Source organism: Variovorax sp. GW458-11-26-14-LB1 (assembly GCF_059423965.1).
Window position 1 is genome coordinate 14498 of the sequence record NZ_JBWKYW010000045.1, and the last position, 14520, is coordinate 29017.

15 protein-coding genes and 2 riboswitches are annotated in these 14520 nt (G+C 68.7%); of the genes, 10 read left to right on the forward strand and 5 right to left on the reverse strand.

The features are described 5' to 3' along the window. Positions 1-15 precede the first annotated feature (15 nt). The 3 genes from AC07YS_RS24360 to AC07YS_RS24370 all read right to left on the reverse strand — a co-directional run bounded on the left by AC07YS_RS24360 (position 16) and on the right by AC07YS_RS24370 (position 2128). Positions 16-438: an acyl-CoA thioesterase gene (locus tag AC07YS_RS24360; protein ID WP_062474433.1), complete on the reverse strand. Its 423-nt coding sequence runs from the start codon at positions 436-438 to the stop codon at positions 16-18. Next, the gene (locus AC07YS_RS24365; RefSeq protein WP_495268127.1) at positions 435-1268 is read right to left on the reverse strand and encodes a DMT family transporter; all 834 of its coding nucleotides are present in this window, start codon (positions 1266-1268) and stop codon (positions 435-437) included. Before AC07YS_RS24365 ends, AC07YS_RS24360 begins: the two co-directional genes overlap by 4 nt. A 77-nt stretch (positions 1269-1345) precedes the next feature. Further along, positions 1346-2128, reverse strand: a complete 783-nt coding sequence (locus AC07YS_RS24370; RefSeq protein WP_369647498.1) for an SDR family oxidoreductase — start codon at positions 2126-2128, stop codon at positions 1346-1348. Positions 2129-2268: 140 nt separating this feature from the next. Here AC07YS_RS24370 and AC07YS_RS24375 point away from each other — a divergent pair, with 140 nt between their 5' ends. Then, positions 2269-3972 (forward strand): electron transfer flavoprotein-ubiquinone oxidoreductase, encoded by a 1704-nt coding sequence (locus tag AC07YS_RS24375; protein WP_095947441.1) that lies wholly within the window; start codon positions 2269-2271, stop codon positions 3970-3972. 55 nt (positions 3973-4027) lie between these two features. Here AC07YS_RS24375 and AC07YS_RS24380 read toward each other — a convergent pair whose 3' ends face one another. After that, positions 4028-5089, reverse strand: coding sequence for a hypothetical protein (locus AC07YS_RS24380; RefSeq protein WP_495268126.1), 1062 nt, complete (start codon positions 5087-5089; stop codon positions 4028-4030). A gap of 65 nt (positions 5090-5154) precedes the next feature. On the opposite strand from AC07YS_RS24380, the gene denD reads away from it, so the two are divergent. The 4 genes from denD to AC07YS_RS24400 all read left to right on the forward strand — a co-directional run bounded on the left by denD (position 5155) and on the right by AC07YS_RS24400 (position 9097). Further along, on the forward strand, positions 5155-6171 hold the full coding sequence (gene denD, locus AC07YS_RS24385) for a D-erythronate dehydrogenase (RefSeq protein WP_495268125.1): 1017 nt from the start codon (positions 5155-5157) through the stop codon (positions 6169-6171). Positions 6172-6226: 55 nt separating this feature from the next. Then, positions 6227-7201, forward strand: coding sequence for a TRAP transporter substrate-binding protein (locus tag AC07YS_RS24390; RefSeq protein ID WP_062474422.1), 975 nt, complete (start codon positions 6227-6229; stop codon positions 7199-7201). 80 nt (positions 7202-7281) lie between these two features. Beyond that, the gene (locus tag AC07YS_RS24395; RefSeq protein ID WP_062474469.1) at positions 7282-7794 is read left to right on the forward strand and encodes a TRAP transporter small permease; all 513 of its coding nucleotides are present in this window, start codon (positions 7282-7284) and stop codon (positions 7792-7794) included. A gap of 10 nt (positions 7795-7804) precedes the next feature. Next, entirely contained in the window at positions 7805-9097 is a 1293-nt protein-coding gene (locus tag AC07YS_RS24400; protein WP_062474420.1) for a TRAP transporter large permease, read from the forward strand. A 27-nt stretch (positions 9098-9124) separates the two neighbouring features. On the opposite strand, the gene AC07YS_RS24405 is transcribed toward AC07YS_RS24400, so the two are convergent. After that, positions 9125-9904: an AraC family transcriptional regulator gene (locus AC07YS_RS24405; protein ID WP_062474418.1), complete on the reverse strand. Its 780-nt coding sequence runs from the start codon at positions 9902-9904 to the stop codon at positions 9125-9127. Between the two features lie 109 nt (positions 9905-10013). Between AC07YS_RS24405 and AC07YS_RS24410 the strand changes: the two genes are divergently transcribed. From AC07YS_RS24410 to gcvH, 5 genes are all read left to right on the forward strand, one after another. Further along, positions 10014-11204 (forward strand): MFS transporter, encoded by a 1191-nt coding sequence (locus tag AC07YS_RS24410; protein ID WP_495268124.1) that lies wholly within the window; start codon positions 10014-10016, stop codon positions 11202-11204. 243 nt (positions 11205-11447) lie between these two features. Further along, on the forward strand, positions 11448-11930 hold the full coding sequence (locus tag AC07YS_RS24415; protein WP_495268123.1) for a L,D-transpeptidase Cds6 family protein: 483 nt from the start codon (positions 11448-11450) through the stop codon (positions 11928-11930). A 96-nt stretch (positions 11931-12026) separates the two neighbouring features. Then, complete coding sequence (locus AC07YS_RS24420) at positions 12027-12563, forward strand: hypothetical protein (protein ID WP_062474467.1); 537 nt, start codon at positions 12027-12029, stop codon at positions 12561-12563. 31 nt (positions 12564-12594) lie between these two features. Then, positions 12595-12685: riboswitch (glycine riboswitch) on the forward strand. A gap of 12 nt (positions 12686-12697) precedes the next feature. Beyond that, positions 12698-12802, forward strand: a riboswitch (glycine riboswitch). 47 nt (positions 12803-12849) lie between these two features. Continuing rightward, positions 12850-14022, forward strand: a complete 1173-nt coding sequence (gcvT, locus tag AC07YS_RS24425) for a glycine cleavage system aminomethyltransferase GcvT (RefSeq protein ID WP_070059552.1) — start codon at positions 12850-12852, stop codon at positions 14020-14022. Between the two features lie 71 nt (positions 14023-14093). Next, positions 14094-14465: a glycine cleavage system protein GcvH gene (gcvH, locus tag AC07YS_RS24430; protein WP_062474411.1), complete on the forward strand. Its 372-nt coding sequence runs from the start codon at positions 14094-14096 to the stop codon at positions 14463-14465. The last annotated feature ends 55 nt before the right edge of the window (positions 14466-14520 follow it).

Genomic DNA, 14520 nt, shown 5'->3' on the forward strand with positions numbered 1-14520 from the left:
TTCGACAACGCGCCGTCAGTCGCTGACGATCTCGCGCAGCCAGTCGGGCAGCGCCAGCGCCTTCTGCTTCGGAAAATCGACCCAGATGGTGGTGGCGCCGCCGGCCGCGCAGAGCACCTCGGGCGCGTCCTCGCGGACCATGGTGGCCCAGCTTTCGAAGGTGGTGCGCCCCGGGTCGCTCACGTACATCTTGATCCGCACGTTGCCCGGGTACTCGATCTGCCGGTAGAAGTTGCAGAAGGCATTGACGATCACCATGCCCTCGCCGCCCGGCGTGGGCTCGACGCCGAGCGAGCGGATCCAGTCGATGCGCGCCGTCTCGAGGTAGCGGAAGTAGGTGCCGTTGTTCAGGTGGCCCATGGCGTCCATGTCGCCCCAGCGGATGGGGATCGACATCTCGTACACGAGCTTCTTCTTTTCGGGGATTTCGATTCTCATCGGTGGGCCTTGATGGATGCGAGGATGCCCAGGACGAACAGCGCCGCCGCCACCCATTCGGTGGCCTGCGGCCAGCGGCCGTCCCAGAGGAAGGAATAGAGCAAGGCGAACAGCGTCTCGCTCACGATGAGCTGGCCGCACAGGCTGGCCGAAAGGCGCTGGCTCGCGACGTTCCAGAGAATGGTCGCGAGCCACGACGAGCCGAAACCGCTCGCCAGCGCGATCCAGATGAACAGCATGCTGTCGGGCTGAGACTGCAGCGTGGCGACATCGCTGCCCGCCACCGTCCACAGCAGCAAGGCCCCGAGGCCAGTGGCAATGCCCAGCCAGTTGGCCCAGTCGGCCGCATGCACCTCGCGGTGCCGTTGCAGCCAGGCGGCATTGAGCAGGCCGTAGACCGTCCAGCTCACCATCGAACACAGCGCCAGCGCAATGCCCCAGCCGAAGCGCGCGCCGCCACCACCGCCCGCGCCGTGCTGCGCCGACCACGCGCCCCAGATCATCAGCGCGATGCCCGCGCCCGTGAGCAACAGGCCGGGCAGCAAGGCCCGCATGTGCAGTCCCGCGGGCCGGCCCAGCAGCATCATCCAGACGGGAATGGTGCCGATGATGAGGCTGGGCACCTCGGTGCCCGCCGCCGCGATGCCGAAGGCCAGCAGCAGGTAGTAGCCGCTGAAGCCCAGCACGCTGAGCGCGAGCGCCGCCAGCGCCTGCCGGCCCGTGGGCCAGCGCACGGCCGCGGGCCGTGCGAACACCGCCAGCGCCGACACCGCGCCGAACACCGCGAAGCGCGCCGCCGTGATGTCGACCATGCCGAAGTGGCCGACCATGCGCGGCGCCACGAACACCAGGCCCCAGAGCGCGCCCGCGCCCAGGCCGGCGGCGATGCCGATCCAGGCCCGGGGGCTCAGATCGCGAACCCGTCGTCGGCCGCGATGACGGCGCCGTTCACGAAATGGCTCTCGCCGCTGGCCAGCAGCACGATCAGGCCGTCGAGGTCTTCGGGCTTGCCCACGCGCTTGCGCGGCAGCATGTTGACCAGTTTGGCGCCGCCTTCGGTGCTCCAGTGCTCTTCGTTGAGCTCGGTCGTGATGTAGCCCGGGCACAGCGCGTTCACGTTGATGCCGAAGCGGCCCCATTCGAGCGCCATGGCCTTGGTCATCTGCACCACGGTGGCCTTGCTCATGCAGTAGGTGCCGATCTGCGGCATGACCTTCAGCGCCGCTGACGATGCGATGTTGATGATGCGTCCGCCGATGTAGGTGCCCGGCGCCTTGCCCTGGGCGCGCGCCAGCATGCGCTTGCCGACCTCCTGCGCGACGAAGAAGGAGCCCTTCACGTTGGTGTCGAAGATGTAGTCGTAGTCCTCGGGCGTGACGTCCTGCAGGCGCTGCGTGGCGCTCACGCCCGAGTTGTTGACCAGGATGTCGATGGGCCCCACTTCGGTCTCGGCGCGCGCGACGGCGGCCTTGATGCTGCCGATGTCGGTCACGTCGAGCTCGACCACGTGGGCGTCATGGCCCTCGCCTTCGATGCGCGCGCGCAGCTCCTTGAGCTTCTCGACGCGGCGGCTGGCCAGCACCACGGCGGCGCCGGCACGGGCCAGTGTCTTGGCAAACTGGGCACCCAGTCCGCTGGAGGCGCCGGTGACGAAAGCCACGCGGCCGGAGAGATCGATGCTGTAAGCCATGAGCTGAATCCTGTGGAGTCGCGCAGGTGACGCAAGGCGCCTCGCCTGCGGGCGACAAGGCCCCCGCCGGACGCCGCATAAAATGCCCGGCGAACCGGGACGCCCCCGCGCCTCTAAAAATCATTATCGACCCAACCCACATGACGCACGACGAAATCCTCGCCCAGTTCGGCCCTCGCGAAGCCATGGAATACGACGTGGTCGTGGTCGGCGGCGGCCCCGCCGGCCTCTCGACCGCGATCCGCCTCAAGCAGCTCGCCGCCCAGCAGGAGAAGGAAATCTCCGTCGTGGTGCTCGAGAAGGGTTCCGAGCCCGGCGCGCACATCCTGTCGGGCGCCATCATGGACCCGCGCGCGCTCAACGAGCTGCTGCCCGACTGGGAGGAACTCGGCGCCCCGCTGAACCAGCCCGTGACCGACGACGCCATGGTGTTCCTGAGCGAAAAGTCGGGCCTGCGCACGCCCAACGCCTTCCTGCCGGCCTGCTTCCAGAACCACGGCAACTACATCATCAGCCTGGGCGCCTTCACCAAGTGGCTGGCGCAGCAGGCCGAGAACCTGGGCGTGGAAATCTTCCCCGGCTTCCCGGCCGCCGAAGTGCTCTACAACGAGAACGGCTCGGTGCGCGGCGTGGCCACCGGCAACATGGGCGTGGGCAAGGACGGCGAACCCACCGAGAACTTCCAGCTCGGCATGGAGCTGCTGGGCAAGTACACGGTGTTCGCCGAAGGCGCGCGCGGCCACCTGGGCCGCCAGCTGATCGCCAGGTTCAAGCTCGACGAAGGCCGCGACCCGCAGACCTACGGCCTGGGCGTCAAGGAAGTCTGGGAAATCGATCCCAAGCGCCACCAGCCCGGCTTCGTGCTGCACACGGCCGGCTGGCCGATGGACAACAACACCTACGGCGGCGCCTTCCTCTATCACATGGAGGACAACAAGGTCACGATGGGCTTCATCACGGGCCTGGACTACAGCAACCCGTACCTGAGCCCGTTCGAGGAAATGCAGCGCTGGAAGCTGCACCCCAACATCCGCTGGTACCTCGAGGGCGACGAAGCCAAGGGCATCAAGCCCGCCAAGCGCATCGGCTACGGCGCCCGCGCCATCACGGCCGGCGGCCTGATGTCGCTGCCCAAGACGGTGTTCCCGGGCGGCGCGCTGGTCGGCTGCGAGGCCGGCTACCTGAACGTGAGCCGCATCAAGGGCAGCCACGCCGCCATCAAGACCGGCATGCTGTGCGCCGAAGCCGCTTTCGACGCCGTCATGGCCGGCCGCCAGCACGACGAGCTCACGGCCTACCCCGCCGCGTTCGAGAAGAGCTGGCTCTACACCGAGCTGAACAAGGCGCGCAACTTCAAGGCCTGGTTCAAGAAGGGCCTGGGCATCGCCACGGTCATGAACGGCGTCGAGCAATGGCTGCTCAAGGGCCACATCCCATGGACCCTGCGCCGCAACAAGCCCGACCACCAGTACCTGAAGCCGGCCGCCGAGTGCAAGCCCATCGTCTATCCGAAGCCGGACGGCAAGCTCACCTTCGACCGCCTCTCCAGCGTGTTCATCAGCAACACGAACCATGAAGAGCAGCAACCCGCCCACCTGACGCTGAAGGACGCGTCGGTGCCGGTCAACGTCAACCTCGCCAAGTTCGCCGGCCCCGAAAGCCGCTACTGCCCGGCCGGCGTGTACGAGTTCGTGCCCGACGAAGCCAGCGCCGGCAAGGAGCGCCTGCAGATCAACGCGCAGAACTGCGTGCACTGCAAGACCTGCGACATCAAGGACCCGACGCAGAACATCGTCTGGGTCACGCCCGAAGGCGGCGGCGGGCCGAACTACGTGGGCATGTAAGCCCCGCCGCGTCGATGCATGAAAGCCCTCTTCGGAGGGCTTTTTTCATGGCGCTTCAGGCGAGGTACGCGGCGACCTCCTCGGGCGTGAGGAAGTGCACCAGCGACACCTGCGGGTTCTGCTCGGCGTGCAGCACGTGGGTGAATCCGTTCCAGCCGCGCGCGGGCTTGTCGTCCGTCTCCAGCGCGACGAGCACCAGCCGCCCCTGCCGGCGCGCGTTTTCGCGCAGCGTGCCTTCGCCCCAGGACCACGCCATGCGGTCCACCAGCTCGCCGTTGGCGAAGGCTGTCGCCTGCAGCCAGAGGAAGGCGGCGGCGTCGCTGTCCTCGTCGCGGCGCGTGCGCGGCGGCTGTCGGATGCCCAGCGTCTGGGCGTGCGTTTCCATCAGGTCCTGCAGCAGCGAGAAGGCGTGGAAGTTGTTGTTGATGCCCTGGGCGCGAACGACCATGCCCGCGCGCGACGCCGGCAGCAGGACCACCAGCTCGTCCTCGTACGACAGCTGGGCCGCGGCGCGCAGGAAGTGCAAGGCCTCGAAGGGCAGCGAGTCGTTGGCGTACATCGCCTCGAGGTGCGCGAGCAGGCCTGCGTCCGCCACCAGCGACTGGTGGTTGCGCACATCGCGCACCACCATGGTCATGAGCGGCAGCACCAGCAGATCGACCGCGCGCTGCAGCGCATCGACCTCGAAACGCGCCGGCGGCGACAGTGCCGCGAGCGCCGCTTCGGCGGCCTGCCAGGCGGCAAGTTCTGCCTCGTCCTGCGATTCTTCGTCGTCCTCATCGGGTTCGTACGGCTGCGCCGCGCAGTAAGGCGCCAGCGACGCCAGCAGGCGCCCCGCCAGCTGCCGCACGGCGTCGAACATGAGCTGCGGATCGGCGCCGTTCTCGACCAGCGCGCCGCAGAACACCGCCAGCAACGCGGCCCGGTGCGGATGCAGCTCGCCGAGCTGCGCGACGGCGGCCCGCAGCACCTCGTCCTTCGCCGAACCCTCCACCACCTCGAAGTAGAGCCCACGGACCTCCGGCCGCTGGAAGAAGGAGGCCTGGGTGTCGAGGTCGGCGTCCTGCAGCACAGGCAAACGCAGGGTGGCGAGGAGATCGGGGGGCAGCATGGGCATGCACAAATTGTGCGATACCACCGACGCTATCCTCGCGACACAAGGACACAAGGAGACAGGACCCCATGCACATCGTCATCACCGGCGGCGCCGGCTTTCTCGGCGCGCGCCTGGCGCGCACCCTCCTGGCCCTGGGCCAGCTGTCGCTCGCCGGCGCCCCCGCCCGCGACATCGCACGCATCACGCTGGTCGACCGCGCGCCGCCGCCGCCCGACCTCGCGGCCAACCCGCGCATCGCAACCGCCACCGGCGACCTCAACGCCCAGCTGGCCGACGACAACGCCACCTTCTGGCGCGAGGCCGACGCGGTGTTCCACCTGGCGGCGGCCGTCAGCGGCGAATGCGAGGCCGACTTCGACCTGGGCATGCGCAGCAACTTCGCCGCCACGCACGGCCTGCTCGAGAAACTGCGCGCGCTCGGCACGCGGCCGGTGCTGGTGTTCTCCAGCTCGCTCGCCGTGTTCGGCGATTCGCCGGAACAGCCGCTGCCCGCGCTCATCGACGACCACACGCTGCCCACGCCGCAGACCAGCTACGGCATCCAGAAATTCATCGGCGAGCAGCTGGTGGCCGACTACACGCGCAAGGGCTTCGTGCAGGGGCGCAGCGTGCGCCTCATGACGGTGAGCGTGCGCCCCGGCCAACCGAACGGGGCGGCCTCGGGCTTCTTCAGCGGCATGATCCGCGAGCCGCTCGCCGGCCTGCGCGCGGCCTGCCCGGTGCCCGACGAGACGCCCGTGGCCATCGCCTCGCCGGCTCGGACCATCGAAGGCATCGTGCGCGCCGCCGAAGCCAGCGACGCCGACTGGGGCCCGCGCACCGCGCTCAACCTGCCTTCGCTGGCCACCACCGTGGGCGAGATGGCCGCCGCGCTCGAACGCGTGGCCGGCCGCGCCGCCACCGACCTGCTCGACCGCACGCCCGACGCCGCCATCCGCCGCATCGTCAAGACCTGGCCCGGGCGCTTCGACACGCCGCGCGCCCACGCCCTCGGGCTCACGGCCGACGAGAGCTTCGACGCGGTGATCCGCGCCTACGTCCGTGAAAGTCCCGACGCGGTCAAACTGGTTATTGGTGCATAGTCATTTCCTGACCTGCGCCTGACGCGCTTTCGACCCCCAACTCCCCGGAGACACCATGAAATTCGGCCACATCGCCGCCGCCTGCCTTTCGCTCGCCCTGGGCACCGCCGCCTTCGCGCAGCAACCCACCGTTCTCAAGATTGGCTATGCGACGTCCAAGGAATCGCATTACGGCGTGGGCTCCACCGTGTTCTGCGAAGAGGTCGAGAAGAACACCCAGAACCGCTTCAAGTGCCAGCACTTCGCCAACTCGGCGCTGGGCGGCGAGCGCGAGCAGATCGAAGCCATCCAGCTCGGCACGCAAGACCTGCTGAACACCTCGACCGGCCCCGTGGGCAACTTCGTGCCCGAGGTCAAGATCGTCGACATCCCCTTCCTGTTCCGCGACTACGACCACGCCCGCAAGGTCATGGACGGCCCCATCGGCCAGGACATCCTGACCAAATTCCCGAGCAAGGGCATCATCGCGCTGGCCTGGACCGAAAACGGCTTTCGCCACATGACGAACAGCAAGCGCGACATCGTCAAGCCCACCGACGCGGCCGGTCTGAAGATGCGCACCATGGAAAACAAGGTGCACATGGACGGCTACCGCACCTTCGGCATCCTGCCCACGCCGATGGCCTTCCCGGAACTGTTCGGCGCGCTGCAGCAAGGCACGGTCGACGGCCAGGAAAACCCGATTCCCGTGATCCTGTCCTCGAAGTTCTCGCAAGTGCAAAAGCACCTGTCGCTCACCGGCCACGTCTACTCGCCGGCGCTGCTGCTGCTGTCGCCCAAGGTGTGGAACAAGCTCTCGGACGCCGACAAGAAGGTGTTCACCGAAGCGGCGAAGAAGGCCTCGATCGCGCAGCGCAAGAAGGTCAACGACGACGAGAACAACGGCATCGCCCAGCTTGAGAAAGACGGCATGAAGGTCACGCGCACCGTCGACGGCGCGGCCTTCCGCGAAGCCCTGAAGCCGGCCTACGTGGGCTACGCCAAGGAATTCGGCGCCGACAACATCAAGAAGATCACGGACGTCAAGTAAGACCGCTCCGCCCCGACCGCGCCCGGCCCGCCTCAGTGTGCCGGGCGCTTCGCATTTCCGACACCACAGAGAACCACAACGTGCAAGCCTTCGAGCGCTACTTTCTCGCCGCCAACCGGTGGGCGCTGATCCTCCTGCTGGCGGCCATGTCCGTCATCATCTTCACCAACGTCGTGCTGCGCTACACCACGAACCAGTCGATCGAATGGGCCGAAGAGGTGTCGCGCCACATGATGATCTGGCTCACCTTCCTGGGCGCCGGACCGGTGCTGCGCTACGGCGGCCACATCGCCGTCGAGAACCTGCAGGACGCCCTGCCCCGGCCCGCGGCCGTGGCGGTGCGCATCGTGGTGGCCGGGCTGCTGTTCGCCTTCTTCGGCTTCATGGTCTGGTACGGCTGGCTCTACATGGAACGCACGATGTTCCAGCTCACCGCCGTGACGCAGATTCCGTTTGCCTACATCTACAGCGCGATGTTGATCGGTGGCGTGCTGCTGATCGTGCACTGGCTGCTGGTGGTGCGCGGCTACGTGCTGAACCGCGAGTTCGCGTCGGACGCGCATTTCGACGCCAACGCGTCGGCCTCGCTGTAAGGAGAAGACCATGGATGCCAGCATTGTCCTGATCGTCTCCGCCTGCGTGTTCCTGGCCATCGGCGTGCCCGTGGCCTTCGCGCTCGGCCTGGCCACGGCCGCCACCCTGATCCTCGCGGAAAGCTACCCGCTGATGGTGCTGCTGAAGGAAACCTTCACCGGCATCGACAGCTTTCCGCTGATGGCCGTGCCCTTCTTCATCCTGGCCGCCGAGCTCATGAGCGGCGGCTCGCTCACCGAGGTGCTGCTGCGCTTCGCCGGCCAGTTCGTCGGCCACCGCCGCGGCGGGCTGGGCTACACCAACGTGGTGTCGCTGACCTTCTTCTCGGGCATCTCGGGCTCGGCGCTGGCCGACGCGGCCGGCCCCGGCTCGATGCTCATCAAGATGATGGACAAGGCCGGCTACGACCGCTCGTACGCGGCGGCGCTGACGGCCTCCACGGCCATCGTGGGGCCGATCATTCCGCCCTCGATCATCATGATCATCTACGCGCTGCAGGACGAGACCGTGTCGGTCGGCCAGCTGTTCGTGGCCGGCATCGTGCCAGGCATCCTGATCGCGGTGGCGATGTGCGTGGTGAACTTCTACGTCTCGAAGAAGCGCAACTACAAGGGCGACGGCCAGACGCCGCCGCTGCGCGAAATTCTCATCACGACCTGGAAGGCGATTCCCGCCATCCTGCTGCCGGTGGTGATCCTGGGCGGCATGCGCGCCGGCTGGTTCACGCCCACCGAAGCGTCCGTGGTGGCGGTGTTCTATGCGCTGGTGTGCGGCAAGTTCATCTACCGCACGCTCGAGTGGAAGATGCTGCCCGACATCCTGTCGCGCTCGGCCCTGCTGTCGGCGTCGGTGCTGATCATCATCGGCCTGTCGGCCTCGTTCGCGTGGGTGCTGACCATCGAGGGCATTCCGCAGCAGATGGCCGAATGGCTCATCAGCATGAACCTCTCGCCGTGGATGTTCCTGATCATCGTCAACGTGTTCCTGCTCTTGTTCGGCATCTTTATCGAGCCGCTGCCGGGCGTGATGGTGCTGGCGCCGATCCTTGCGCCCGTGGCGATCAAGCTGGGCGTCGACCCGGTGCACTTCGCGATGATCGTGATCTTCAACCTCACGCTGGGCATGATCACGCCGCCGGTGGGCGGGCTGCTGTTCGTGACCTGCAACGTGTCGAAGGTGCCGATGTCGGCGCTGGTGAAGGAGCTGGTGCCCTTCCTGTGGGCGCACGGCGCGGTGCTGATGCTGCTGACCTTCGTGCCGATGCTCAGCACCTGGCTGCCGCGCGCGCTCGGGTTCAAGTAGCGGCGCAGGCCCACGCCTGCACTCGCCTCAGGCCGGCGGGTGCAGGTACTGGCTCGGCGGCACGCCGAGCGTGCGGCGGAACATCGCGGTGAAGGCGCTCGGGCTCTCGTAGCCGTGCGCCAGCGCCACCTCCAGGATCGACGCGCCCGCGGCCAGCCGCGGCAGGCTCAGCAACAGCCGCGCCTGGCGGCACCACGCGCCGAAGGTCATGCCAGTTTCGCGTTCGAACAGCCTCGCCAGCGTGCGCGCGTTCATGTGCAGCCGCGCGGCCCAGCCGTCGAGCGTGGCGGGCTGCGCGGGGTCGCGGATCAGTGCCTCGCACAGCGCGGCCAGGCGCGCATGGCGCGGCATCGGCACATGCAGCGACAGCGCGGGCGCGGCCTCGATCTCGTCGAGGATCAGCTCCATCACGCGCTCGTCGCGCCCGCCCGGTGGGTAGTCCAGCGGCAGCGACACGGCCGCCACGATCAGCTCGCGCAACAGCGCCCCCACGTGGATCACGCGGCACTCGGCGCCCAGGTCGGCGCGCGTGCCGGGCTCGACGAAGACAGTACGCATCTTCACCTCGCCCGCCATGCGGATCTGGTGCGTCATGCCCGGCGGCACCCAGACGCCGCGCCCCGGCGGCACCACCCAGCTGCCGGCCGCCGCGCCGACCATCATCACGCCCGAAATCGCATGAATGAGCTGCCCGCGCCGGTGCGCATGCGGCGGAATGAAGGCGTCGCCCGCCGGATCGGTGGCCAGCACGGCCACGGCGCGCGGGGTCGATTCGCCCTCGTCGGGGCGCAGATTCAGTTTGTCCATTTCACGACGATGTTTGCACATTCGTAGCGAGAACATCTTTCCGTGTCTTCCTACGATGGCTTTTCTCCCTCTTTTTCTCCAACCGGACATCCAGGAAAGAAGCCATCGCATGAACACGCGCCGACTCGGGCTGCTCACCGGCACCCATGCCGTTAACGACCTCTACCAGGGCCTCGTGCCCGCGCTGCTGCCCTTCATGGTGCTGGAGCGCGGCTACAGCTACACGGCCGTCAGCGGCCTGATGCTGGCGGCCACCGGGCTGTCGAGCGTGGTGCAGCCGCTGTTCGGCCTGTACGCCGACCGCCACCCGCGCGCCTGGCTGGTGCCCGTGGGCTTCCTGGTGGCGGCGCTGGGCGTGGTGCTGGCGGGCCTGAGCCAGAGCTACCTGCTGACCTGGATCGCGGTCGCGCTGTGCGGGCTGGGCATCGCGGCCTACCACCCGCCCGCCACCGTGGCCGCGCGTGCGGCCGGCGGCGCCTCGCAGAAGGCGATGAGCGTGTTCTCGGTGGGCGGCACCATCGGCGCCTCGTTCGCGCCGGTGCTGGCGGCCACGGTGGTCGGCGGCGGCAGCCTGTCGCGCAGCTATCTGCTGGGCATTCCCGCGGTGGCGATGGGCGTGGTGTGGGTCGCGGCAAATGCACGGCGCAGCGCGGCCGCCCAGCACGCAGCCACGGCGGCGCGGGCCGCGCAGGCCCGCGCCCAGGTGCTGAAGCCGCACAACGACTGGCGCGCCTTCAGCCTGCTGGTGGCGACCATCGTGGGCTGGTCGATCCCGTACGTCACGGTGCTGTCGATGCTCTCGCTGCGCATCACGCGCGACCTGCACGGCAGCACCTTCCAGGGCGCCGCGGCGCTCACCGCCTTCACCGCCGCAGGGGCCGTGGGCACGCTGGCCGGCGGCTGGCTCGGCGACCGCATCGGGCGCATGGGCACGATCCGCTGCGGCTACCTGCTCGCGCTGCCGGCCATGGCAGGCCTCGTGCTCGCCTCCACGCCCGGCGCGGCGCTTGTCTGCACCGCGTGGCTCGGCATGAGCATGTTCCTGCCCTTCGCCGCGCAGGTGACGCTCGCGCAGGACTACCTGCCGCGCAACCCGGCCACCGCCAGCGGCATCACGCTCGGCCTCGCGCTCTCGGTCGGCGGGCTGGTGTCGCCGCTGTTCGGCCTGTTGTCGGATGCGCGCGGACTCGGCGTGACGCTCACGGTGGTGTTGTGCGTGCTGTGCGTCGCGACCGTGCTGGCCTTGCGGCTGAGCAATCGCACGGTGCAGGTGATGGCGGGTGAGGCTGCGGCGGCCTGAGCCCTGCCCCGCGCACCCGGTGCACAGGGCACCGGGTGCTTCCCGCAGCGAAATCAAGGAGGAGCCGGAGGCGGGGGACATTCGCGGAGGGAAGTACCCGGTGTCCTGTGCACACGCCCTGATCCACGAACCACCGAAATCCGTGGGCGATTCAACGCCGCACGCCTCCTCTTTCACTGCCAGAATCGACGCAAGCTTCGACGTCGAGCCTGACAGACAAGAAGAAGGAAAGAGAAGGACGCCATGCACCGAATCGTCGCCCAGGGCTGCAGCCTTGTCGCTGCCGGCTTGCTGGCCACCGCCGGTATCGCGGCCACGCCGGCCGCCGCGCCCGTTGCAGCCGTTGCGCCAGCAGCCGCCCCCGCCCATCCCACCAACCCCGTCACCCACCTCGCCGAAGTGGAAAGCGCCGTGCGCGCCTGGGCCGCCGCCTGGTCCGCGCGCGACGTGGAGCGCTACCTCGCCGCCTACGCGGCCGACTTCACCCCCGCGCGCGGCCAGACCCGCGAGCGCTGGGAGGCCGACCGGCGCGCCCGCATCACAGGCAAGTCGCGCATCAGCGTGGGCATCGAGGGGCTGGTGATCAGCGTCCAGGGCACCTCGGCCAGCGCGCAGTTCCGGCAGATTTACAGCGCCGACGCGCTCACCGAGACCGACCGCAAGACCCTCGAGCTGCAGCGCGTGGGCCCGCGCTGGCTGATCCGCAAGGAGAGCGCGGGCAACTGACGCGCCCCGCCTTGTCCCTGTAAGGCAAATGGTTCACGAAGATGTCACCACTTGCAACGATGCTGCAGCCTTCGACCTCCGAAAGCTGTGGCCGCCATGTTCCCCACCAAGACCGAGAAGGCACGCGACGAACTCCAGGCCGGGCAGCGCACGCTCAGCCAGCGTGAGCGCGCCCTGCTGCTCATGGCCGACGGCCGGCGCTCGCTGACCGACTTCAGCCCGCTGTTCCCCAGCCGCGTCGAGGCCGAGCAGGCGATCCAGGGGCTGATGCAGCGCGGCTACCTGCAGGTCGCGCGCCCGGTCGCGCCACCGCCCGCACCGGCCCCCACGCCCGTCCCCGCCGCCGAGCCGATCCAGGTCGCCACCTCGGCCGACAGCTTCGACGGCAAGCGCTCGCTGGCCACCACGCGCATGTTCCTGTTCGACATCTGCGAGCGCATGTTCGTGCGCCGCGACCCGCGCTTCGCCAACCAGATGCGCGACGCCCTGCGCGAGGCCCGCGACCGCGAGGCCATGCTGACCATCGCCGCGCTGATGCTCTCCGAGATCGAGAAAGCCGCCGGCCCCGAGCGCGCCGACTCGCTGCGCGAGCGCATCGACAAGCTGCTGCCGCCGGCCGAAACCGTGCACTGAGCCGCCAGCCCCGGCCCCGCGATCCACTACACTCGCCGGGTCAGGAGAGAGCCCCGCGCGACGGGGCCGCCGAAGGCGCAGGGGTTCCCCGAACGCTCAGGCAAAAGGACTGACAAGACGCCGGCAACCACCGGCGTTTCCTTGCTGGAGAGAGGCCGTGGCATTGCACGCGGCCCACCGAAGGAGCAAACCCCGATCGTGGGGCGAATCTCTCAGGTAAAGCGGACAGCAGGGGTGGCCCGTGGCGTTGCAGCCATGGATTTCGACTGCCCCTTTGGAGTGCCCCGTGGCCGCTTCCTCCGCTTCTGACGCCCAACTTCTCAAGACCCCGCTGTACGACCTGCACGTGGAGCTCGGCGCCCGCATGGTGCCCTTCGCCGGCTATTCCATGCCCGTGCAGTACCCCGCCGGCCTCATGGCCGAGCACAAGCACACGCGCGATGCGGCCGGCCTGTTCGACATCTCGCACATGGGCCAGCTGCGCCTGGTCGGCCCCGATGCCGCCGCCGCGTTCGAAACCCTGATGCCCGTCGACGTGGTCGATCTGCCCGCCGGCAAGCAGCGCTACGGCCTGCTGCTGAACGACGAGGGCGGCATCCTCGACGACCTGATGTTCTTCAACGAAGGCAATGGCTCGCTCTTCGTGATCGTGAACGGCGCCTGCAAGGTGGCCGACATCGCCCACATCCAGGCCAGGATCGGCGCGCGCTGCCAGGTGCAGCCCCTGCCCGACCACGCCCTGCTCGCACTGCAAGGCCCGCAGGCCGCGGCCACGCTGGCGCGCCTGTCGCCCGGCATCGAGCGCTTCGTGTTCATGACCGGCGGCGCGGTGCAGATCGGCGGCATCGCGGCCTTCGTCACCCGCAGCGGCTACACCGGCGAAGACGGCTTCGAGATCTCGGTGGCCGCCAAGGATGCCGACGCCCTCGCCCGCCTGCTGCTCGCGCAGCCCGAGGTGAAGCCCGTCGGCCTGGGCGCGCGCAACTCGCTGCGGCTCGAAGCCGGCCTGTGCCTGTACGGCAACGACATCGACACCACCACCACCCCGGTCGAAGCCTCGCTCAACTGGGCGATCCAGAAGGTGCGCCGCGCCGGCGGTGCGCGCGAAGGCGGTTTTCCGGGCGCGGCCAAGGTGCTGGCCCAGCTGGCCGCCGTCGCCTCGGGCGCGGCCGGCCACACCGACCACAAGACGCTCACGCGCAAGCGCGTCGGCCTCGTGGCACTCGAACGCATTCCGGTGCGCGACGGCACGCTGCTGCAGTCGCTCGAAGGGCACGACATCGGCGCCGTCACCAGCGGCCTGCTCGGCCCCACCGCCGACCGCTGCGTGGCCATGGGCTACGTGGCCGCCGCCTTCGCCGAGCCCGGCACGCGCGTGCAGGCCATCGTGCGCGGCAAGCCGGTGCCGATGGAAGTCTCGACCATGCCCTTCGTGCCGACGCGCTACTACCGCGGCTGACCGACACTGAACCCCGCAGACCCGGCTAGGCTCTGCATCCCGATTCCATTTTTTCCACGAGGAGTTTTTTCATGAGCATCAAATACACCAAGGACCACGAATGGGTGGCAGCCGAAGGCGGCGCCGCCACCGTCGGCATCACCGTGCATGCGCAGGACGCGCTGGGCGACGTGGTGTTCGTCGACCTGCCTGAAGTGGGCAAGACCTTCGCGCAGGGCGAGGTCGCCGGTGTGGTCGAGTCGGTGAAGGCCGCCGCCGATGTGTTCATGCCCGTGTCGGGCGAGATCACCGAAGTGAACGAAGCGCTGCGCGCCGACCCGTCGCTGGCCAACAGCGACCCGCTGGCCGCCGGCTGGTTCTTCAAGGTCAAGCTGAGCGAGCCCGCGCAGCTCGACGCCCTGCTCGACGCCGCCAGCTACGACAAGTTCGCCGCCGAATCCTGATCCGCTGAACCGCAGCCGTTTCCTCGCACCTTCGTTCCTTCTCCCCGAGCCTTCA

Excerpts from the sequence above, each read along its gene's own strand:
- AC07YS_RS24390 (WP_062474422.1), top strand. The coding sequence starts at position 6,227 with ATGAAATTCGGCCACATCGCCGCCGCCTGCCTTTCGCTCGCCCTGGGC.
- AC07YS_RS24375 (WP_095947441.1), top strand. The coding sequence starts at position 2,269 with ATGACGCACGACGAAATCCTCGCCCAGTTCGGCCCTCGCGAAGCCATG.
- AC07YS_RS24400 (WP_062474420.1), top strand. The coding sequence starts at position 7,805 with ATGGATGCCAGCATTGTCCTGATCGTCTCCGCCTGCGTGTTCCTGGCC.
- AC07YS_RS24365 (WP_495268127.1), bottom strand. The coding sequence starts at position 1,268 with ATGGTCGGCCACTTCGGCATGGTCGACATCACGGCGGCGCGCTTCGCG.
- denD (WP_495268125.1), top strand. The coding sequence starts at position 5,155 with ATGCACATCGTCATCACCGGCGGCGCCGGCTTTCTCGGCGCGCGCCTG.
- AC07YS_RS24410 (WP_495268124.1), top strand. The coding sequence starts at position 10,014 with ATGAACACGCGCCGACTCGGGCTGCTCACCGGCACCCATGCCGTTAAC.
- AC07YS_RS24420 (WP_062474467.1), top strand. The coding sequence starts at position 12,027 with ATGTTCCCCACCAAGACCGAGAAGGCACGCGACGAACTCCAGGCCGGG.
- gcvH (WP_062474411.1), top strand. The coding sequence starts at position 14,094 with ATGAGCATCAAATACACCAAGGACCACGAATGGGTGGCAGCCGAAGGC.
- AC07YS_RS24405 (WP_062474418.1), bottom strand. The coding sequence starts at position 9,904 with ATGGACAAACTGAATCTGCGCCCCGACGAGGGCGAATCGACCCCGCGC.
- AC07YS_RS24360 (WP_062474433.1), bottom strand. The coding sequence starts at position 438 with ATGAGAATCGAAATCCCCGAAAAGAAGAAGCTCGTGTACGAGATGTCG.
- AC07YS_RS24380 (WP_495268126.1), bottom strand. The coding sequence starts at position 5,089 with ATGCCCATGCTGCCCCCCGATCTCCTCGCCACCCTGCGTTTGCCTGTG.
- AC07YS_RS24370 (WP_369647498.1), bottom strand. The coding sequence starts at position 2,128 with ATGGCTTACAGCATCGATCTCTCCGGCCGCGTGGCTTTCGTCACCGGC.
- AC07YS_RS24415 (WP_495268123.1), top strand. The coding sequence starts at position 11,448 with ATGCACCGAATCGTCGCCCAGGGCTGCAGCCTTGTCGCTGCCGGCTTG.